Source organism: Wolbachia endosymbiont (group B) of Episyrphus balteatus, assembly GCF_947250575.1.
Taxonomy (GTDB): Bacteria; Pseudomonadota; Alphaproteobacteria; order Rickettsiales; family Anaplasmataceae; genus Wolbachia.
On sequence record NZ_OX366325.1, the window covers coordinates 524,814 to 547,114 of the forward strand.

At 33.5% G+C, this 22,301-nt stretch carries 17 protein-coding genes and 1 pseudogene; 13 read left to right on the forward strand and 5 right to left on the reverse strand.

Annotated features, from left to right (window positions below; genetic code table 11):
• Window positions 1-102 precede the first annotated feature (102 nt).
• Window positions 103-276 (reverse strand): hypothetical protein, encoded by a 174-nt coding sequence (locus tag OOL05_RS02575; protein WP_264375571.1) that lies wholly within the window; start codon window positions 274-276, stop codon window positions 103-105.
• Window positions 277-512: 236 nt separating this feature from the next.
• Between OOL05_RS02575 and OOL05_RS02580 the strand changes: the two genes are divergently transcribed.
• The 6 genes and pseudogenes from OOL05_RS02580 to OOL05_RS02605 all read left to right on the forward strand — a co-directional run bounded on the left by OOL05_RS02580 (window position 513) and on the right by OOL05_RS02605 (window position 11,754).
• Complete coding sequence (locus OOL05_RS02580; RefSeq protein ID WP_264730691.1) at window positions 513-1,697, forward strand: hypothetical protein; 1,185 nt, start codon at window positions 513-515, stop codon at window positions 1,695-1,697.
• A gap of 142 nt (window positions 1,698-1,839) precedes the next feature.
• A pseudogene (locus tag OOL05_RS02585) lies at window positions 1,840-2,515 on the forward strand (IS6 family transposase).
• Window positions 2,516-2,850: 335 nt separating this feature from the next.
• On the forward strand, window positions 2,851-5,412 hold the full coding sequence (gene clpB, locus OOL05_RS02590) for an ATP-dependent chaperone ClpB (protein WP_264375574.1): 2,562 nt from the start codon (window positions 2,851-2,853) through the stop codon (window positions 5,410-5,412).
• 27 nt (window positions 5,413-5,439) lie between these two features.
• Window positions 5,440-10,110 (forward strand): NAD-glutamate dehydrogenase, encoded by a 4,671-nt coding sequence (locus OOL05_RS02595; protein WP_264375575.1) that lies wholly within the window; start codon window positions 5,440-5,442, stop codon window positions 10,108-10,110.
• A gap of 5 nt (window positions 10,111-10,115) precedes the next feature.
• Window positions 10,116-10,406 (forward strand): Sec-independent protein translocase subunit TatB, encoded by a 291-nt coding sequence (gene tatB / locus OOL05_RS02600; protein ID WP_010401887.1) that lies wholly within the window; start codon window positions 10,116-10,118, stop codon window positions 10,404-10,406.
• Window positions 10,378-11,754, forward strand: a complete 1,377-nt coding sequence (locus tag OOL05_RS02605) for a PleD family two-component system response regulator (protein WP_010401888.1) — start codon at window positions 10,378-10,380, stop codon at window positions 11,752-11,754. The genes tatB and OOL05_RS02605 overlap by 29 nt, the downstream gene beginning before the upstream one ends.
• A 22-nt stretch (window positions 11,755-11,776) precedes the next feature.
• Here OOL05_RS02605 and recO read toward each other — a convergent pair whose 3' ends face one another.
• Window positions 11,777-12,505, reverse strand: coding sequence for a DNA repair protein RecO (gene recO, locus OOL05_RS02610; protein WP_007302913.1), 729 nt, complete (start codon window positions 12,503-12,505; stop codon window positions 11,777-11,779).
• 196 nt (window positions 12,506-12,701) lie between these two features.
• Between recO and OOL05_RS02615 the strand changes: the two genes are divergently transcribed.
• A complete protein-coding gene (locus tag OOL05_RS02615; RefSeq protein WP_010401890.1) occupies window positions 12,702-13,229 on the forward strand; it encodes a hypothetical protein in 528 nt (175 codons plus the stop codon).
• Window positions 13,230-13,281: 52 nt separating this feature from the next.
• On the opposite strand, the gene OOL05_RS02620 is transcribed toward OOL05_RS02615, so the two are convergent.
• Window positions 13,282-13,620, reverse strand: a complete 339-nt coding sequence (locus tag OOL05_RS02620; protein WP_264730694.1) for an outer membrane protein assembly factor BamE — start codon at window positions 13,618-13,620, stop codon at window positions 13,282-13,284.
• Between the two features lie 129 nt (window positions 13,621-13,749).
• Between OOL05_RS02620 and OOL05_RS02625 the strand changes: the two genes are divergently transcribed.
• The 3 genes from OOL05_RS02625 (at window position 13,750) to OOL05_RS02635 (ending at window position 15,384) form a co-directional block, all read left to right on the forward strand.
• Window positions 13,750-14,739 carry a ribonucleotide-diphosphate reductase subunit beta gene (locus OOL05_RS02625; protein WP_264730695.1) on the forward strand — a complete coding sequence of 330 codons (990 nt, stop codon included), beginning with the start codon at window positions 13,750-13,752 and terminating at the stop codon, window positions 14,737-14,739.
• Window positions 14,740-14,870: 131 nt separating this feature from the next.
• Window positions 14,871-15,143, forward strand: a complete 273-nt coding sequence (locus tag OOL05_RS02630) for an ankyrin repeat domain-containing protein (RefSeq protein ID WP_264375578.1) — start codon at window positions 14,871-14,873, stop codon at window positions 15,141-15,143.
• Between the two features lie 4 nt (window positions 15,144-15,147).
• Window positions 15,148-15,384, forward strand: coding sequence for a hypothetical protein (locus tag OOL05_RS02635; RefSeq protein WP_264730697.1), 237 nt, complete (start codon window positions 15,148-15,150; stop codon window positions 15,382-15,384).
• Window positions 15,385-16,348: 964 nt separating this feature from the next.
• Here OOL05_RS02635 and OOL05_RS02640 read toward each other — a convergent pair.
• Both OOL05_RS02640 and ygfZ read right to left on the reverse strand, forming a co-directional pair.
• Complete coding sequence (locus tag OOL05_RS02640; RefSeq protein ID WP_264685470.1) at window positions 16,349-17,248, reverse strand: hypothetical protein; 900 nt, start codon at window positions 17,246-17,248, stop codon at window positions 16,349-16,351.
• A 128-nt stretch (window positions 17,249-17,376) separates the two neighbouring features.
• A complete protein-coding gene (ygfZ, locus tag OOL05_RS02645; protein WP_264685469.1) occupies window positions 17,377-18,174 on the reverse strand; it encodes a CAF17-like 4Fe-4S cluster assembly/insertion protein YgfZ in 798 nt (265 codons plus the stop codon).
• Window positions 18,175-18,286: 112 nt separating this feature from the next.
• On the opposite strand from ygfZ, the gene OOL05_RS02650 reads away from it, so the two are divergent.
• From OOL05_RS02650 to OOL05_RS02660, 3 genes are all read left to right on the forward strand, one after another.
• Complete coding sequence (locus tag OOL05_RS02650; RefSeq protein ID WP_007302813.1) at window positions 18,287-18,577, forward strand: co-chaperone GroES; 291 nt, start codon at window positions 18,287-18,289, stop codon at window positions 18,575-18,577.
• Between the two features lie 89 nt (window positions 18,578-18,666).
• Window positions 18,667-20,325: a chaperonin GroEL gene (gene groL / locus OOL05_RS02655; protein ID WP_264730700.1), complete on the forward strand. Its 1,659-nt coding sequence runs from the start codon at window positions 18,667-18,669 to the stop codon at window positions 20,323-20,325.
• Between the two features lie 504 nt (window positions 20,326-20,829).
• Window positions 20,830-22,167 (forward strand): alanine:cation symporter family protein, encoded by a 1,338-nt coding sequence (locus tag OOL05_RS02660; RefSeq protein ID WP_029237595.1) that lies wholly within the window; start codon window positions 20,830-20,832, stop codon window positions 22,165-22,167.
• The last annotated feature ends 134 nt before the right edge of the window (window positions 22,168-22,301 follow it).

Sequence of the window (22,301 nt, forward strand, 5' to 3'; positions counted from 1 at the left end):
TGCCATACGGCAGCAATAACAAAGTTAGAAAATTGATGGCTGAATATGTTGGCATTGATAAACAGTATATTATGCTTCAAGCAATATTTACTTTAGTAGCTTCTACAACTTTTTTAGTATAGCTTCTCCTTGGTGCTGTGTACCAACAGCAGTATTTGCACTTGCTACGTGTTTCTTTGTTAAAAATGCTGTACATGCTGCATTTTCTGCAAAAGAACTTTCTCCTGAGTTTGCCGAAATTATTACTGAAAAAGTAGTAAATAATGTTGAGCTCAATGCAGAAGACAACTCTCAATCGAGAAGCTACTTGTATGAGACTTGTGTTATATAGCGAAACTAGATTTCACTTTTACACACCTAGATAAGGGGTAACAGCAGATACTAGAATGACGAAATCGTTATTCTGCTACGCATTATCGCCGTATAACTATAGCTATATATGAACTAAAAAAGTAATATTCACTAGATCTTAATATTTTAGATCTATATTTCAATAAAATATTACAATTAGTATGAATGATCCATTTAAAAGTGAGGATTATAAAAAAAATCTCGATTCTCTGATCAAAGCTATAAAGCTAGGAAATTCAGAGAAACAATATGGTAAAACAGTAACAGATTTATCTCATGCTTTAGAGGGTTTTACAGATAAGGCAGAAGATGTAGCTAAGCTTGTTATACGTGATGACTTGAATAATTGTGTAAAGAAGGTAAATAAAAAGCCATTAATTCTTAGGATATTCAATAGAATATTAGGAAGAGATGTTTCGATTAGGAATATAAGTAATTTTATAAAAGATAAATTGCCTCCTTCAACTGCTAGAACAGTAATCGAATATACAGATGTTATTCAAAAAATTTCAGATTTAGAGCGAATAGAAAGAAGTCAAGATAAATATAGGTCATATGGAATAAATTTAGAAAATAGACAGCAAAAGAAAAATCTCTTATATGAGCGAGAAGATTCAGGTTATGGAGGTTCATTAAACGAAGATCCTGAGTATGAAGAAATATCAAATTATCAAGAGGAAAAAAGTAAATCTTTAACAAAAGATTTGCGTAATCTACAATCAATTAAAGAGGAGCCGATTTATGCAACAATTCCTAAAGAACATATAGAAGCAAAAAGAGCACATAGGAAGAAACAACAACTTCAATCTCTTGCACCACCAAAACCACCAAGAGTACCACCAGTACCAGAGAAAATGTTTACTGCCAATCAAAAAATTAGACAAGAACCGAAAAAAGATAAACCTGCAGTACCACCAAAGCCTAAAGATTTAGGCGAAAAAGTAAGCACAGAGCAAAAAATAGTAGTGGAAAAATCAGCTGAGAGTAACCCTATACTACCACTAAAATCTGAAAATCAAGATGGTAAAGAATCAGCAAAAAAAGCTGATGGACCAAAAGTACTAGTAGTTGCTATGAAAAAAGAAGTGACTCGCGAGAGTAGTAAAGTAAAGGCATTAAAAGAAAGATTTGAGCGAAATCAAGTAAAGAACGTGTTGCCTGCTGAAAACAAAACTACTTCAGTAACACAAACGGATATCAGTGTGAAGAGAAAACAATCTCGTTCATTTCCAGTAGGGAATAAAAAATCTTCGATCAACCATCTTGCCAGCAAAAATTTACCTTCCACGAATGTAAGTGTAAAAGAAATGGTTGCACGAATTGAAAAGAGAAAAGATGGAAGATAGTAATATTTTGGTATTTCCCTACTCATGAACATTAGCTCTTATCATAACATTTTTACAGCCATAAGAGGAAGTTTTTCGGTTCTGTCGCATTTGTAGGGAAGTCGAAAGAAGAATGATATAATTGTCTAAAAAAAAAGCAAAGATGTTTCGTATCAATCAAAAATTGTTGCCATATTTCAAAGGATTTAGCTTTTCAGCGGATGTTATCTGTATACATGAAATGTCGATTCTCTTTGAGCTATCGAGATTTGGAAGAAATGATGAGTATAAGGGGAGCAAAATGCTACGTTACAAAGGTGGGTTATCACCACTGATAGATGAGGCAGTAAGGAAAAGAAAGAAGCAGGTTGGTAGTAGTTGGAGAGACTTACATTAAATTAAACGGTAAATGGGTTTATTTATATACTGTAGACTTGTGTGTTAGTAGAGACAAGTCTGCAGCACTTGCATTCTTTCGTAAAGCCTTCAGGAGTAACTATCTTCCTGAGAAAATTGTAATTGATAAAAGCGGCAGTAATACTGCTGCTCTTGATGATTTGAATGCAGAAATTTCTGAAGATTATAGTTCTTCAAATAAAATATCTAAATAATATTGTTGATAGATTTATCAAAAAACTAATAAAGCCAATGCTTGGGTTTAAAAGCTTCCATTCCGCAAAGATTACCATCACAGGCATAGAAAATATTCGTATGATTCAAAAAAGACAAATTATTAAAATAATGTTTCTACTTTTGAGAATTTTGCTATGTTAATAACTCCTATAATCCCACCTTTAATGATCTTCTTTCCTATGGTTTATAGATGCGACAGAACCTAAAATATACCCTGTATTCCAGGTTTGATTATGTCTGGAACAAGCCTAACGCCATTCTTTATTTCTTGTACTATAGAAATTGTTGTTAAGTTCTTTATGTTAAAATCATTGATATTCATTGCTCTTTTATAAAAAAATTAAGCTATATGCTTTATATCTTAATATTAGTTTAGTTTTAAAACAAATTAATATTTTAATATAAGTTTTCTCTTTTGTAGAGAATCTGCTTTTTCTTGTTTTGTATGAACTTAGAAAATTTTTATTGATGAATGACTTTAAGTTTAAAATTGAGAAAGTAGTTGTTATATATACCAGCAAGTATGAGTTAAATTTGTATTATGGACTTGAATAAATTTACCGAAAAAGCAAAAAGCCTAATCCAGAGCGCTCAAATGAAAGCATTGGGAGCTGGGCATCAGATTTTTATGCCTGAACATTTACTTAAAGTAATGCTTGAAGATGAGTCAGGTTTAGTTCAGGATTTGATAGGCGCTTGTGGTGGAAATGTTCAGAATATTTCTGATGCTGTGAGTAGTGCAATTAAAAAGTTTCCAGTGGTTGGAGGACCAGGTAGTGGTGGACTTCAGCTTTCAAGAGAGGTAGCAAAAGTTTTTGATGATTCAATTGGTATTGCGAGGAGAAATAAAGACACATTTGTTACTGTTGAGCGGTTACTGCAGGGCCTTGCTGCACAAAAAGATGAAATTGTAGGTAAAATTTTAGCAGAAGGTGGTGTAACACCGCAAAAATTAAATTCAGTTATTGCAGAAATGAGAAAAGGTGGCAGTGCAGACTCTCCAAATAGCGAGGAAAAATTAAATGCGGCAAAGAGGTATACAAAAGATATTACAGAGCTTGCTATGCAAGGTAAGCTTGATCCTGTAATTGGTCGTGATGAGGAAATCAGAAGAACTATGCAGGTATCGTTGAGGCGAACAAAAAATAATCCAGTACTGATAGGTGAACCTGGTGTTGGAAAAACTGCAATAGTTGAAGGTTTAGCAAACAGAATTGTTGCAAATGATGTACCACTTGGTTTGCGTGATGCAAAAGTTTTAGCTTTGGATCTAGGTGCGTTAATTGCTGGAACAAAATTCAGAGGAGAATTCGAAGAAAGATTAAAAGCAGTAATCAATGATATTTCAAAAGCAGAGGGGAAAGTTATCTTATTTATAGATGAGCTTCATACTTTAGTTGGAGCAGGAGCAACAAGTGGTGCAATGGACGCTTCAAATTTGCTAAAGCCTGCTCTTGCACGTGGAGAAATTCGCTGTATAGGAGCTACAACTTTAGATGAGTATCGTCAACATATAGAGAAAGATCCTGCGCTTGCAAGGCGTTTTCAGCCTGTGTTTATTTCTCAACCAACTGAAACTGATACTATTTCAATACTGAGAGGTTTGAAGGAGAGATATGAGGTGCATCATGGTATTAGAATCACAGATGGTGCAATAATTGCTGCTGCAACGCTTTCTAATAGATATATAACAGATAGATTTTTACCTGATAAAGCGATTGATTTAATTGATGAGGCAGCAAGCAGAGTAAGAATTGAGATGGATAGCAAACCTGAGGTTATTGACGAACTTGAGAGAAAGATTATACAACTAAAAATTGAATCAGAGGCTTTGAAAAAAGAAAGTGATGAAAACTCTAAGCAACGTTTAAAAAAGATAAATGAGGAAATTGAGAGTCTAAACAGTAAATTTGCTGACTTAAGCAGTAAATGGCAGATGGAAAAGAATAAGATAGCTAAAATACAAGAAACAGCTGAAAAATTGGATAACTCGAGAAAAGAGTTGGAACTGGCTCAGCGTAATGGAAATTTAGGAAGGGCAGGGGAATTGATGTATGGTGTGATTCCTCAACTTGAAAATGAGTTAAAAAATCAGGAAAAAGTTACTGATAGTTTCCTAAAGAAAGAAGTTACTGAGAGTGATATTGCAAATATTGTTTCAAAATGGACAGGCATTCCAGTTGATAACATGATACATAGTGAAAAGGAAAAGCTCCTTAACATGGAAAATGAAATAGGAAAAAGAGTAATAGGGCAGAGAGATGCAATTGAAGCGATAAGTAATGCAGTAAGGCGCTCCCGCTCTGGTGTTCAGGATACTAATCGACCTTTTGGTTCATTTTTATTCTTAGGTCCAACCGGAGTTGGAAAAACAGAGTTGGCAAAATCCCTTGCCGAATTTTTGTTTGATGATCAATCAGCACTTCTACGCTTTGATATGTCAGAATATATGGAAAAACACTCCGTTTCAAAGTTAATTGGTGCGCCTCCAGGATATGTTGGCTATGAACAAGGTGGCAGGTTAACTGAGGCAGTAAGGAGAAGACCATATCAGGTAATTTTGTTTGATGAGATAGAAAAGGCAAATCCAGATATATTTAATATATTGCTGCAGATCTTGGATGAAGGCAGGCTCACCGATAGCCACGGTAAATTGATTGATTTTCGCAATACCATACTGATTCTAACTTCTAACCTTGGTGCTGAGGTGATGCTAAGAGGAGCTACCGAATCTGTGAAAGATGAGGTGATGAAAATAGTTAAGTCAGCGTTTCGTCCAGAATTTTTAAATAGACTGGATGAAATTATTATATTCCACAGCTTAACCAAAGATGACATTGATAAAATTATAGATGTTCAATTCTCTTATTTACAAAAGATGCTTGCTAAGCGTAAACTGAGTATTAGTTTATCGCAAGAAGCTAAAGAACTAATAGCACAAACTGGATATGACCCTGAATATGGAGCGCGGCCTCTGAAAAGGGTAATACAAGAATGCATTCAAAATAATCTAGCTAAGTTAGTTTTATCGGGGGAAATAGTAGAAGGAGATGAGCTAATAGTGTATACTTCTGGTAACGAAATCTTAGTTAAAAAGATCTAGATTCGCTGTGTATTTTTGTTTTGAAAAATGTGTATAAATCATAATGTTAATGTTGAGTCTTTATTTAAGCTAGTTGATCAAGGGAATAAAAAAGAGAAAGCAAAAATTAAAGAGTTTATACAGTACTTTTATAATTTTGTTTATAATAGTGACCTAAAAGTCAACGATAAATTTCTTTTATACATTGCAGAAGATGCATACAACTTCATTCTTAAAAAAGAAAAAGAAGAAAGTAAATTGGCAGTAAGTAATGTAAATGATATTTCAGGAATAGAAGGCAATTTCACTATAATTAAAATCACAAATTATGACATGCCCTTTTTAGTGGATTCTGTCATTTCCACTATTAAGTCACACGGTTTAACTATATGCTATTATAGTAACAGCATAATTAATGTTCAAAGAAAAAATAGCCTAATAGATAAAATTCATCTTTTGGAAGAAAGTAATGGAATCAAAGAGTCAGTAATATATGTAATTATTAAAGGCATAAGTGGTAGCTTTGTTGATACACTAGAAGAATCTCTACGAAAGACGCTAAAAGCAGTTAACTGCGTTGTAAAGGACTGGCAATTGATGCTCAAGAAGCTTCTTGAGCATCCGGCATTGGATGCTGGAGGCAGAGATTTTCTAGCTTGGTTGAAAAATAACAATTTTGTATTTTTAGGTTATCAAGAATACATTACTAATAAAGAAGGAAAGCTTGCTCTAAGTGGTAAGGAGAGCCTCGGGTTAATGAGAGCAAGTGAAGAGTACCAAAATTCATCAATTTTTTCTGAAAGCTTGAATTCTTTATACATACTAAGATCAGACCTAATCTCAATAGTTCATCGGCGTACCTATATGAATTGTATAGGAGTGAAAGAATTTAATGATCAGGGTGATGTAATAAGGGAACAGCATTTTTTTGGGCTATTTACTTCTATAGCAGAAGTTCAAGATATTCGAACTATTCCGTTAATAAAGGATAAGGTTACAACAATAGAAAAAAAGGCAGGATTTGTTCCTGGTGGCCATAACAATAAAGCTTTAATTTCCATTTTACAGGCATTTTCTTGTGACGAATTATTCCAATCAAATGAAGACGAGTTATTTGAAATTTGCACCTCGATCATGTCTCTTGCGATTAGACCAAGAGTCAAATTATTTTTGAGAAAGGTAGGGAATTTTATTAGTTGCATAGTATTGATACCGATGCGTTATGCTAGTGCAAGACTAATGTTTAAGATACGCGATATATTGAAAGATGAAACGAATGCAGAAAGTTCAGATATTTATAACAATCACATTATCAATGAATATGATTTGATGAAATTACACGTGGTGCTAAGAACCAAAAGCGCTAGCGTTTTTGATGATGAAGTTTTGCGTATCGAAAACAAGTTAAGAAACATTACAGAAAAGTGGGAAGATCGTTTTATAGACGATTTATATAATACTTTTAGCACTGTTGAGGATATATTTATCCGCTATTGCAAGGCATTTCCGATAAGTTATCAAGAGAATTTTGAACCTCATGATGCGTATTATGATATGAAAAAATTGGAGATAGTGAGAAAGAAAAAAGTCAGTGAAGTTGATTTGAGGCTTACTCGTGACAATCTCAACTATCAATTGAAGGTTTATACTCCAAGCAACGGAGGCCTTGAATTGTCAAAGATATTAAAGGTTACTAAGAATTTAGGGGCTAAGATTCTATCTCATAATGGTTATTATATAGAAATCAACGGTGGAATATGGATACATCATTTTGTGTTGTCAAGAGTTGATGAATTAATAGACAACATTACTTTAAAAGAGCAGTTTGAGGTAACACTTGTAAAAGTGTTCAGCAAGGAAATAAAAAATGACTATTTTAACAGCTTGATCATTATTGCTGGGCTCGAGTGGAAGGAAGTGCTTCTGATTAGAGCGCTAAGCGCCTACCTAAAGCAGACATCATTTAGCTATAACCCAGAATATATCCAGAAAGTAGTATCAGAGTATCCAAAAGTAGTAAGGTATTTAGTAGAATTATTTCATTCAAGATTTGATACTAAAATAGATATTGATAGGGCAGAAACTACTAGCATTTTGATAGAAAAAATTGAAGAACTACTAAAAGAGATCAGCAACGTTTCACATGATTACGTTTTGCGTTCGATATTTAACTTGATAATGGCAATTTTGAGAACCAGTTATTATCAAGATGATAAGCCATACTTATCTATCAAATTTGATTCAAGTAAAATAAATGGTTTACCTGACCCGCGCCCATACCGTGAATTGTATGTTTATTCAAACCTTTTTGAGGGAATACATCTAAGAGGAGGGAAGTTGGCTCGTGGTGGTTTGAGATGGTCGGATAGAACGGAAGATTTTCGCACTGAAGTTTTGGGACTCATGAAAGCCCAGATGACAAAAAATGCGGTCATTGTACCTGTTGGCGCAAAGGGTGGGTTTGTAATAAAGCAAGTTTATAAAGACAAAAACATTTTAAGGGAGAAAGGTGTTGAATGCTATAAGAATTTCATCAGAGGAATGCTTGATATTACTGATAATGTAGTTGATGGCAAAATAACTCCACCAGAAAATGTGATTAGGTATGACGAAGATGATCCATATTTGGTAGTTGCAGCAGATAAAGGCACTGCTTCATTTTCTGATTATGCAAACGAAATATCCTCTGAATGTAACTTTTGGCTCGAAGATGCATTTGCATCTGGTGGATCAGCAGGTTATGACCACAAAAAGATGGGTATTACAGCAAGAGGTGCATGGATTGCAGCACAACGCCATTTTTGGAGAATGAATAAGGATATTTACCAGGATACAACTGTTATTGGAATTGGAGATATGGCTGGCGATCTATTTGGGAACGGCATGCTGCTTTCAAGAAATATGAGTTTAATTGGAGCATTTAATCATATGCATATTTTTGTTGATCCAAATCCTGATGCGGAAAAGAGTTTCGTGGAGCGTAAACGGCTCTTTGAATTACCGTTTTCCACTTGGATGGATTACAATAGAGATTTGATTTCTCATGGTGGCGGGGTATTTGAACGTAGTAGCAAACAAGTAGAAATTTCTCAAGAAATGAAAAAGTGCTTTGATATAACGGAAGATACATTATCTCCAAATGATTTGATTCGATATTTGCTCAAGGCAAAAGTGGATTTCATATGGAATGGAGGAATTGGCACCTTTGTTAAGGCAAAAAGTGAAAGCCATGGCATGGTTGGCGATAAAGCAAATGATGAATTAAGAGTAAACGGTCATGATATTAGAGCTTCTATGTTTATAGAGGGTGGCAACCTTGGTTGCACGCAGCTTGGAAGGGTAGAATATGCTAAAATAGGTGGGTATATCAATGCAGATTTTATTGATAATTCAGCAGGAGTAATATGTTCTGATCTTGAAGTTAACATCAAGATTGCTTTTGTTGCAATTATGAAAGAAGGGGGAATTTCCTTGGAAAAAAGGAATGAAATACTGGCTAGCATGATAGATGAAGTTGCATCTAAGGTACTTGAAAACCATAACAGGATTGAAACAAAAGCATTGCTTCTTGAGTGCTTGCAAGCTAAAGAAAAGTTGGAGCAGCACCATAAATTATTACTCAGTTTAGAGAAATTTGGGCTGCTAAACCGAGATGTAGAATTTCTTCCAGCTGAAGAAGAGGTAGCAAGAATGTTAACTGATGGAGAAGGTTTCTGTTCTCCTCAGCTTTCTGTTCTGATGTCTTATGCAAGAACAGCAATAAAAAATGAAGTTATACACTCTGAGCTACCTGAAAAAGATTTTTTGTGCCGTGATTACTTACTAAATTACTTTCCACAAAGGATGGTAACAGAGTTCAAGGATTCCATATTGAAACACCAACTTTGTAGGGAAATTATTTCTACTTGCATTACAAACGATGTAGTAAATAGGATGGGCTGTATATTTATTAATAATTTGGTTGAGAGTACTGGAATTAAAGTACATGAAGCAGTTAACATATATATCGTTGTTAATCACCTATATAATTTAACTAGCCTTTGGCAGAAAATTGATGAATTGGATGGAAAAATTGATGTTGATTCATATTTGCAAGTAGTGAGAAGTGTGCAAAAATTTATTGGTAGGGTATCATTTTGGTTAGTAAAAAATCTTGGTAAGCTTAATCTTGTAGAACTAGATGGTGTTACAAAATTTAGGGGTGCAATTGAAACTTTAGGCCATGATATTTTAGATGAGCACCTATTAGAGGTCTATAATCATGGATTAGCTTCTTTGTTAGAGCTTAACATAAATAAAGATCTAGCAAAAAGGGTTGCTGATCTACGTATTCTTATTTATGCGCTGGACGTTATATCTGTTGCTGAGCAGACATCTTTGTCCATCCTTGAGGCTGGTAGAATATACTTTGAATTAAAGTCGCTGCTAAGATTTGATATGATTAGAACAGTTGCTGGCAAGATGAAAAGCCATTCTTCCTATTGGGATCGCAGCTTAATTAATGATTTATTAGATGATTTAAGCAATTATCAACATAAGCTAGCTGTTAAAGTTATAAAAGCTACTGATAATCATGTAGACAAGGTTCAAACTTGGGCTATTAATGATAAGGATTATATAGAGCGCTACAATAGCTTTTTAGATGAGATGGTCGCTTATAAACTTGATTTAAGTAAATTAATACTCATAATCAGAAGAGTTAAAATACTTGCTTCATAGGAAAAATGTTTAATATAGGTCTGTCAGAAGTTTTAGTTGTAGCTTTAGTGAGTATAATTGTTCTTGATAAAAGTAAAGTACCTGTATTTCTTAATCTTATTAAAAATATATATAGGTATTTCTGGGTTGTAAAATCAAGAGTTAGGAAATTGTTGAAGGATACCGGAATTAAAGAATTATATGAAGAGCATAACGTTGAAAAAGTCAATTACATAATTGGTGAAGATGGCAAGCTTTATCCTACTTACAATGTAGATAGTACAAAAAATGACAGCAAAAATCCTAGTAGTAGATGATATACCATCTAATGTTAAGCTTTTGGAGGCTCAGCTAAAAGCAGAGTACTATACAGTTATTGTAGCTTATGATGGCGAGGAGGCGATAGATTTAGTAGCGGAACAGCAGCCAGATATTATCTTACTTGATGTCATGATGCCAAAAATGAGTGGTTTTGAGGTTTGTAAGAAGCTAAAGAATGATCCCTTAACGACTTATATTCCAATAATTATGGTAACTGCGCTGCATGACACTCATGATAGAGTGGAAGGAATTAATGCTGGTGCGGATGACTTTCTAACTAAGCCGATAGATGAAACTGCTTTATCTGCAAGAATTAAGTCTCTTGTGCGCTTAAAAATGATAATAGATGAGTTGTGCTTGAGAGGAGAAACTAATGCTGAGATTGGTGGAGTAGCAGAAAGCAGTATTATGGATTATTCTAATCAGATTTTTGATGCTAACATACTTGTTGTAGATGAGGACACCTTTCAAGCAGAGCAGATACACAATGTTCTAAAGCAACGCTTCAGATCAATTAAAATACTGCACGATCCAAAAGAAGCATTAAAGGTTGGTATTAAGGATAATTACGACCTGATTATTTCTGACATGCAGTTTTCAAAAACTGACGGCCTACGGTTGTGTTCTAAGTTTCGTAGTAAAGTAGAAACACGTTATACACCAATTCTGATCCTTTCTGAAGATTATGATAAAAGCAATTTAGTAAAGGCACTTGATGTAGGTGCTAATGATTATTTAACAGTACCTTTAGATGAGAGTGAATTAATAGCTAGGGTTAATTTGCAAGTGAAACGCAAAAGGTATCAAGATGCCTTGAGAATGAATTTATTTAATAATGTGGAAATGTCTATAAAGGATCCATTAACTAACTGTTATAATAGAAGATATTTTGATGCACACTTAAGAAATATTGTTAAGGATTCTGTGGAAAAAGATAGAAGTTTATCTCTTATGATACTTGATATAGATTATTTTAAGATGGTGAATGATAACTTTGGGCATAATGCTGGAGATGAACTTTTAAAGGAAATACAGAAAAGAATTTCTGAAAATATCAGAGTGACAGATTTATTAGCTAGGTTTGGTGGTGAGGAATTTGTTGTTGTAATGCCAGATACCAATGTATCAGATGCGTATACTATTGCAGAGAGAATAAGGAAAATTATTGCCAAAGAACCTTTTATACTTGTGGATAAAAATACAACCCATAATTTAACTGTGAGCATTGGAATTTCAGCAATGCAAAGATCTGACCTTGATGATGTTAAAAAATTTATAGTACGTGCTGACAAATATTTATATAAAGCAAAAAACAGTGGTAGAAATAGAGTGGTTACTGGTTGAAGTTCTTTTAAATAAGTAGTAACTAAGATTCAAATGATAGCATAAAATTTCTCAACTCCGGAAATTTCGCATTTAACTGCAGAAATAGATATTTATTTAAAAAATACCCTGTAATTTTTAACCCTAGTCTGAATTCTTGATATGAGTAGCTATTTTGTAGGTTGTTATTGTATACATCATGCAACATCTGTGGAAAAGGTAGTAATTTATCTGCATAACAGTCACCTACTTTTTTTGACACTGCTCTACCAGTTTTTGGAGAAATAAATTGTAGATTTTCTTTCACACCTGTTACAGCACATTTTGATAGGTCTAACTTAAATCCAAGTTGCGTAAGAAGCAGAAGCTCTAAGTTAAGGTAATGACTTTGCCAAAACTGGCTATTATGTTTTATTACATCGATGAAGTGTCTAAAATTATCATACAACTTGATGCAGGATTCACTTTCTGGAAGCACTTTTTCTAATATAGACGAGAAAGAAACAATAGCAATGCTTTTTAACCTATCTTGAAAGAAATGATGAAATGGAGATTCAATCAATTCGCACTTTAAAAAACCTAGATTTTCAGGTAGCTTAGCACTCCATTCTGCATGTAATAGATTACTTATTTGAAACTTATAATTGCTATTGTTTGTTAACCTAGTTAATCCTCTGCACTTTCCATGATTTTTTGTAAATAGAGAAAGAATTAAATTTTTATCACCGTATTTTTTAACAGCTATAATAACACCTTCATCTTTCCATCTCATTTAGAGTATATTGACCATATGATATTATAGAGATAATAAAATTAGTGTAGCAAATTTGAGTTTAAGTCAACTGAAATATATTGACTTTATGTGCAATATTAGCTTTAAACCAGTAAAACAAGCTGCTTAACATATGCGCCCTCTCTATTTTAATTATATTCTTCTTTTGTCTCTATGTTGTTTTTTGCTTTTTTCAATGAAAGCCCAAACGAATGATTCATCAGTTATTCCTATACCACAAAGAAAAAAAGAATTAGTTGAGTTAGTACAACCGAGGCAAATTATTGAAATACAGGAAATTGATGAGGGTATTCCAATTCCCAAAAGAAAAAAGGGTGTAGAAAGAAAACTAAGAGAAGACATCAAAGAGGTGAAAAATGAAATAAGAGATAAGAAAAATATTGAGAACAAAGATGATGAATTGGCTGTAACAGAAATTATTAATTCTATAAGGGATAAACTGACAGAGTGTTGGAGCATTCCTGAGGGCATAGTTTATAAAGAAAATTTTAGTATAAAAATTAACTTATTATTATCCAGTAAAGGCGAGATCGTTGTAGCCAACGTAGCAGATAGTAGTTCTTATCAAAATAATCCTCTTTTTAGATCAGCAGCAGATAATGCAATGCGTGCAGTGTATAAATGTAGCCCGTTAATTGGCTTACCTGCTGAGCATCATCACATTTGGCGCGAAGTCACGTTAGATTTTATTCTAAATAGGTGAATTTACGTTACCTGAATTAGTTACTTGTGATGAAAAATAGATCAGCAAATTTTCAATCAACAACAGCTAAAGACCTTTCTGCAACGTTGATTTCTCTTATATCTATAACTTCGTCATTCTGATTAAACGAAATTTGCAGAGACTTACTACTGTACTTCCTTTTTCCCAAGAAGTTAGCTTGTTTAATTTTATATGAGACATAGTACCAAACATTTTCGTCGAACTTTGATACTAATGTTGGCAATCCTAAAGTATGAACCACTTTTTCTCTATCATCACCTACTTTTATTTTGCTCCACAGTTCAACATTAATGCCAGGAACTCCGTGATTATAGATAGTGTGCATGCAGCCTACTGAAAACAGCAAAACAGAAAATATTAATACTCGCATTTTGTCAATTAGTTATTTGAAATCATAATACACTGATAAACTATCTGTCGTCAAATTTCAAAAAAGTTAAATTGACTGATTCTCAATATCATTTAATATAATATTTACTTCAAAATAATTAGGTACCTTATGTCATTGCTAGAAGCAGATCCAATATACAAGCCTTTTAATTATCCTTGGGCATATGATGCATGGTTGCAGCAACAAAGGATACACTGGATACCTGAAGAAGTTCCGCTTGCTGATGATGTGAAAGATTGGAAAACTAAACTTTCTAATGTAGAGAAAAATTTATTGACCCAGATTTTTAGGTTTTTTACTCAAGCAGATATTGAAGTAAATAATTGCTATATGAGGCATTATTCAAATATATTTAAGCCAACAGAAATATGTATGATGCTTGCAAGCTTTTCCAATATGGAGACTATACACATTGCAGCCTATTCATACCTTCTAGATACGATTGGCATACCAGAAAGTGAATATCAAGCATTCTTAAAATATGATGCTATGAGAAAGAAGTATGAATACATGTTAGAATTTGAGGAAAGTAAAAAGCACGATAAAAAACATGTTGCTAAAACTTTAGCAGTATTTGGTGCCTTCACTGAAGGATTGCAGTTATTTGCATCATTTGCAATTTTGCTCAATTTTCAACGGTTTGGAAAAATGAAAGGTATGGGGCAAATAATTGCTTGGTCAGCACGTGACGAAACCTTGCACACCAATTCAATTATCAATTTGTTCAATACGTTTATTAAAGAGAATAATGAAATTTGGAATGACGAGTTCAAAGAAGAATTATATTCTGCATGTCGCACTATTGTTGAACTTGAAGATGAATTTATAAGTCTTGCTTTTGATTTAGGAGATGTTGAAGGGCTATCTGCAGAGGAAGTGCGCAATTATATACGTTACATAGCAAACAGAAGGTTAACGCAATTAGGTCTTAAATCTATATATAATGTTCAAGATAACCCTATTCCGTGGCTTGATGAAATACTAAATGGCGTGGAACATACAAATTTCTTTGAAAATAGAGTAACAGAGTATAGCCGTGCAGCAACTCAAGGCACTTGGGAGGAAGCTTTTGCTAAAAAAGATACAAAAAGTGAATAGCAGTAACTTCACCCTTTTTTATCGTTTCAACGGAAGCTTGCGATACATATCAAAGGTGGAAGGAGGAAGAATTTGATATAAATCATCTATTTAGCTTAGAGAAAAGAGAGTATAGATATAAAGTTACATTATTGCATGTAATAGTTGGAGATTTTGATTGCTTAGAGGAGGAGGAGAAGAAGTTAATACGATATCTATTAGACAAAGGTGCTAATGTTAATGCACGAGATTCTTTTGGAAAAACTCCTTTGCACAATAGTCATGACAAAGAGGTAACACAAATTTTACTAGATGCAGGTGCTAATCTTTTTATAAAGGATCATTATGGAATGACTGCAAGAAAACATGCCCGTGATGAATCAAAGCAGCTTTTAAAAAAGGCAGAAGATAAATACAAGCAATAAAGCAATGAAATTTGTTGCTATTGTTGGTATTACGGCTGGAGTGGGAGTTGGTAATGGACTTTTTGCTGCTGCTGGTCTTTCATTACTAATATCGGCTTTTATTGGCGCAGCTGTTGCTATAGCAACAGGGTTTGTTGTTTTTGGTATTACATATACAATGTCAAAGCAGGTTCCTAGTGAGAAGCTAGATAGCGTTGATGCAGAACAAAAAGCTAGTACAGCGGCAAGTATGGTAGTGTAGTTAAGTAAAAAAAGGAAGAAGAGACTTCTTCCTCTTTTCTCCAAATTTTTTATATATAATTGAGAATAAAAAAACTGTGGATAACTCTGAAAAAGATCAAAAAAGACATCAAAAAGAGTATGATTAGATTGAAATATTTACAGAAAAACTTACTCAATTGATAAATATCTTAACGCTTTTTAAGAAAAGACAAATAGAGGGTCGTATTGGAGCTAAAGGTTGAAATTTTAAGTTCTTCTTAATACTTAAAGAGGTACTTTAATAGTTCCTTTTAAGTACTAATCCGGAGGTTCGATAGGTTGTTGTTTAAAAGATTGGGAAATAGTTTTATTAGTATTGAAAATTACATAATGTATATTATGGAAAATATAAGAAACACAAGCTTTCAGCAAGAGAAAATTCAATTTTTGCTCTTCTCAAACAGCATAAAAAAGTGCCTGTTGAACCTCCAGATTAATGCTCAAAAATGTTCAATTGATACTTTAAAAGTATTACTTTAAAAATACCTAAAGTATCACTTCAAAAGCACTTAAAAATTTTATCTTTTAGCTCCAATACGACCCTCTATTTGTCTTTTCTTAAAAAGCGTTAAGATATTTATCAATTGAGTAAGTTTTTCTGTAAATATTTCAATCTAATCATACTCTTTTTGATGTCTTTTTTGATCTTTTTCAGAGTTATCCACAGTTTTTTTGTTCTCAATTATATATATATATTAGTATTTGGAGATCATATTTATTATAGATCTCCAAAGTACTCAGAAATGTAAAATTATATACTCTACTAGGTTATCAACTTAGTTATTAACAATTCTGTGAATAACTTAAACAAGAAAAAGGGGCTTTTGCACGAGTTTATGGTTACACCTATTATCAGATCTAGGTACCCTGAATAGGATTAAGGGTACCTAACGAAGTAAAAAATTTCGAGAAAAAGGAAGAAGAAACTTCTTCGCTCTACTTAATTAAACTGATATACCTGTCGCTGTATTAGTTTCTTGTTTTACAGTGTCAAACCCTTTTGTCGTATAAACGGTATCTATACAACTCTTAGGCTTTAAAACATCGTACGTAATAGCACCAATCGTAGCTCCAACTAATAATGCAGCGACTAAAGCTATACCAATTATAGTCGGCAATGCCGTTAATGCGGCACCAGTACCAAAATACAATCCTAACCCAACTGCCAATGCAGTTATAGCACCACCAATAGCACCAAATTTCATTCCTTTCTTAGCTGCATTTTTCCTTAACTCACGGTTATCTCCAAAATCTAGTGTCCTTTCCATTCCCCTTAACGTTATTGTATTGAGCTCTTGTTCCAATTCGATTATCCTGATTTCTTCTAGAAAATTTTTATATTTACTTTTCTCTTGATCATCTTCCAGTTTCCCCATCTCTCTTTCTAAAGCACCTTTAATCATATTACGATCTGAATCTTCAGGTAAAGCTTTCCAAAACTCTTTTAATCCAAATTTGTCTTTGATTAAATCTAAAAATTCAGTTATATTAACTGAAGATTTCACAATAATATCAACCATTCTATAATCTTCGCGAATACCATTATCCGATTCTACAAAGCCAAGATCGATACTTAAAAATTCTTTTAATATATTTCTCTTTTTAACCATATCGAAAACGGCTGATTCGCAAATTTTATTATTACCAAGAAGATCGAATAAAAGGCTAACTCTTGTATAAGAAGAATCTTCGTCTCCTTTTTCACCTCTATATAATTTAAAAACAGCAAAAAGATCTTCTGTTTTAGCTTCTTCAAGTATTTGAACTATATCCTTAGTTCCGGTTCCTTTTATTACAAGCTCTAGATCATTGCATAAAGTTTTTTGTTCTTCTGTTAACGCCATATCAAACTCTCCTACTAAAAATAATAATATACTTTAATTATGATATATTTAAATAATAAAGTCAATAATTTAACTAAATATCACAAACACTTAAACAAGAAAAAGGGGCTTTTACTCGAATAGATATTTTATAACGTCTTAATGCTAACTCCACCGACATATAAATTTGCGTGGCTTTTTCCAGTATTAAGCAATGCAAGTCCAATATTGTCGACACTAGAGCGTAGTTCTCCTACTTCTTCATTATGTTCACTGATTACTTTAGTGCCAATATTTGGAAGTGCATTTTTTCCCTTAACAAGGTAAAGTTTCCTTCTGAATTTTTCTTGTCTGCTCATTCGATTTACAACTTCCTGACCTATATAGCACCCTTTATTAAAGCTTATACCATTTATCTTATCGATTAAATATTGCAGCGGAAATGATGAATTTTGCACCATATCTTTTGCTCCATCTGGGACAAGGTTTTTAATTCTAACTTTTTCATACTGAATAAAATCTCCAACCGGTTCTTTTATTTCATCTTCATGTATGATCCTCATTCCTAGCAGCTTGTGCCTTGGATCTTGAAAAATAACTTGTGACTTACTACTACACTTCGCCAACTTAGCATCAAATAAAACTCCAACCTTATATAGTGAACTAATGTCTTTAATCCTCACTCTAAGGTAAGTTTTGAGCAAGTCTAATTTTTCAATTATTTGCTGTAGATGGGCATTTTCACACTCCAAATAAATATATTTATCATGCTCAATGAGGAAAAAATCGTACAGATATTTTCCCTGAGGGTTGAGTAATAAAGAGTAAATTGCCTGCTGGCTACTTAGTTTATTAATATCATTTGTTATAACACCCTGAAGAAAATCTCTCGTATCTGGTCCGTATAAAGATATTAGACTACGGTTTGCTAGCGGTATGTAACCCATAAAACTTCTGTTCAAACCTTAATTATACACTTTTACTAACTCCAACCCTTGAAATGTAACCTTTAGATGACTACATAGAATTGTAGGTTAATCTATTAATGAGGAAACATAAATGTCAAGTGTAAATTTGAATGTATTAGATGATAACGTGCTAATAAAGCCTATTACTGAAGAAAAACAAGGTGGAATTGTACTACCATCAAGTGCTGAAAAGAAGCCTACTAAAGGTGAAGTTATAGCAATTGGTAGTGGTTCACGCAACTCAAGCGGAGAGCGTATAGCTTTAACTGTAAAAACTGGTGATAAGGTTTTCTACAGGCAGTGGGCTGGGACAGAAGTAGAGCATGATAATGAAAAGTATGTCGTGATGAAGGAGTCAGACCTACTTGCTGTTATCAAGTAGGTATTCCTATTTTACTAAACTAATGCGCTATATAGTGCATTATGTATTTTAATATTCTAAATTTTTTATTAATTTAAGGAGTGATAAAAATGGCTAACATAGTAGTATCAGGCGAACAGTTGCAAGAAGCCTTTCGTGAAGTTGCAGCAATGGTTGACTCAACGGTGGGAGCAACTGCAGGGCCTAGGGGAAATACAGTAGGAATTAGCAAGCCATATGGTGGACCAGAGGTCACAAAGGATGGCTATAAGGTAATGAAAGGTATAAAGCCTGAAAAACCATTACACTCTGCGATAGTAAGCACCATTGCTCAAAGTGCTTCTCAGTGTAATGACAAAGTTGGTGATGGTACCACAACATGCTCAATACTGACTAGCAATATGATAATGGAAGCTTCAAAGTCAATTGCAGCTGGAAATGATCGTATTTGTATCAAAAATGGAATACAGAAGGCAAAAGATGTGATATTAAAGGAGATTACATCAATGTCTCGCACAATTTCTTTAGAGGAAATGGATGAAGTTGCACAAGTTGCAATAATTTCTGCAAATGGTGATAAAGATATTGGTAATAGCATTGCTGATGCTGTTAAAAAGGTTGGAAAAGAAGGCGTCATCACTGTTGAAGAGAGTAAGGGTTCAAAAGAATTAGAAGTTGAACTTACAACTGGTATGCAGTTTGACCGTGGTTATCTCTCTCCATACTTTGTTACAAATAATGAAAAGATGAGCGTGGAACTTGATGATCCATATTTGCTGATTACAGAAAAAAAACTTAATATTATTCAACCTTTACTTCCTATTCTTGAGGCTATTTTTAAGTCTGGTAAACCTTTGTTTATCATTGCAGAAGATGTTGAAGGTGAAGCATTAAGCACTTTAGTGATCAACAAATTACGTGGTCTAAAAGTTGCTGCAGTAAAAGCTCCAGGTTTTGGTGATAGGAGAAAGGAGATGCTCGAAGACATAGCAGCTTTAACAGGTGCTAAGTATGTCATAAAAGATGAGCTTGGAATCAAGATGGAAGATTTGACTCTTGAAGATCTTGGTACTGCTAAAAATGTTAAAATCACTAAAGACAATACCACAATTGTTAGTGAAGACAGCGACTCTGATAAAAAAAACAGAGTAGATGCTAGAGTTAACCAGATTAAATCTCAGATTGAAACTTCAACCTCTGATTATGATAAAGAAAAGCTGAGAGAGCGTTTAGCGAAATTATCAGGCGGCGTTGCTGTGCTCAAAGTTGGTGGAGCAACCGAAGTAGAAGTAAAAGAACGCAGAGATAGAGTTGAAGATGCACTTCACGCAACAAGAGCTGCAATTGAAGAAGGTATAGTTCCCGGTGGTGGAGTTGCACTTCTTTACGCTGCATCTGCTCTTGATAAGCTAAAAGCTTCAAGCGATGAAGAGCAAATAGGTATCAACATTGTCAAAAAAGTTCTCAGTGCTCCAATCAAAAGATTGGTTAAAAATGCTGGTCTTGAATCTGCTGTTATAATTGACTATTTGATTAAGCAGAATGATAAAGAGCTTATATACAACGTTGAGGCTATGAACTACGCTAATGCATCAACAGCTGGTGTAATTGATCCGGCAAAAGTAGTTCGTATTGCTTTTGAAACGGCAGTGTCTGTAGCAAGCGCACTTATTACTACTGAATCTATGATAGTTGATCTACCAAACAAAGAAGAAAATGCTTCATCACCTATGGGTGCAGGAGCAATGGGCGGAATGGGTGGATTCTAAGTAAACAAGAGCCTTGGAGCAACTTGCTCCAAGGTATTTTTCTAGTTCTAAAAAGTCTTACATTTATAAAGGAAATAAATTTGTGACTTTCTATGCAAAGCCACTACTATTTATATTTGTTACGTCTCTTTAATATTATAACTGCTTAAAAATAAAAAAATAATATATTAAAGTTATAATTGCTAGTATATTTGTATTAGCATAATATTATATTAACAAATGATTTATATAATATTTTTATTATAATAGATAGAACTTAAATTATTTTCTTCATAAATAGAGTATTTATGAAAATACGTATATACTCAATCCTACTTTTACTTTTTTCTTGCACTGAATTGTGCGCTGAAGAAGAAGTTGCAAAATTTGATCTGCTCATACAGTTGTGATTGGTATGACAAGATAAGAGGTGCTAGAATAATGGAACCGAAGTCATACATAGAAAATAGGTTAGGTATTTTTCAACTTTTGCTATATACTCAAGTAAAAATCTCTCTTTTACAGATGGATACAGTAAAGTTTGTTTTATTACTGCCAACAATACTACTCATACTAGTTGCTGGTGTTTACCTATCGGTTAAACTAAAATGGTTGCAGATATTTAGACTACCGTATGCCCTTTCACTTATTGGAGCTAAAAGAGGAGAAAATAAATTTTCTTCTATAGCTGCTCTGTTTACAATCTTAGGGGGAAATTTAGGAGTAGGAAATATTTCAGGAACTGCTGTTGCTCTAAAAACCGGAGGACCGGGATCCATTTTATGGATGGCAATCATTATTGTTGTTACTTCTGTGATAAAATATGTTACTTGTTACCTAAGTATAAAAACCAGAAAAGAAAAAAATGGACGGTTTATAGGTGGACCTGTAGCCTACATGAATGACTCATTTAACTCTAGCAAAGCTACAATTGTGTTTCTAATTGTTATGGTAATAGTTTCAATAACAGTTGGTAATCTTGTTCAGGTAAATTCTCTATCAATACCACTCAGCATGGTAGATGTACCTGTAGTTATTGGCGGCATTGTAATGGCCATAATATTTTTTGTTGTTGCAGCTCTCAGCTTAAAAAAAATTAAAATTTTTATATCGGCTATGATACCGATAATGACGGTGAGTTACCTTACACTTTGCGGTATAATATTATTTAAGTTTAGTGAAAATATCCTTCCTTCTCTAAAATTAATAACAAGCAGTTTTTTTACAACTAGTAGCTTTAACTCTGGTTTATCTTTAGGTTTAATTTTAGAAATGTTGACTATTATTCAAGTTGGAACTTTGCGAGGTATTTTTGCAACAGATATAGGACTTGGCCTCGAAGGAATTGTACACTCCTCGATTACTCCTAAAAAAAATAACAATAAATTTATCATTGAACAGAGTCTAATCACAATAATATCTCCTTTTATAGTTGCACTCATAGTATTCATTACAACAATGGTACTGCTTGTCACAGATTCTTGGATTACTGATTTAGAGAGCACTAACATGTGCATATTTGCTTTTAGAAAAGCTATGAATTGGCCCTATATTGACTATTTTATTATGACCATAATGTTTTGCTTTGCATTTACTACTATTTTTACTTGGTTTTTTTGTTCAAAACAAACAATACGCTATGTATCTATGGATAATAAATACACCAAAATCTGGACTGTAGTTTTTACCTTAATCATTCCATTTGGTGCAATCGGTGGAGTTAAGTTACTCTGGGATATAGCTGATATCTCGATTGCTGCTTTGCTTTTTATTAACATACTTGCTATACTCAAGCTCACTTCTCAAGATCCAGAAGTATTTACTATGAGTAGCAAATACTTGAAGTTGCAAAAACAGAGCTAAAGCAATATTTTAAGTTGTCATCCCAGTCTGGAATCCAGCCTTTCATGAACTTCATCAAAAATGTTATGTTTTAACATAATAATTTTATGCTCACTAACTGAGTGCGACTGGATCCCAGTGTCAGCTACTAGAAT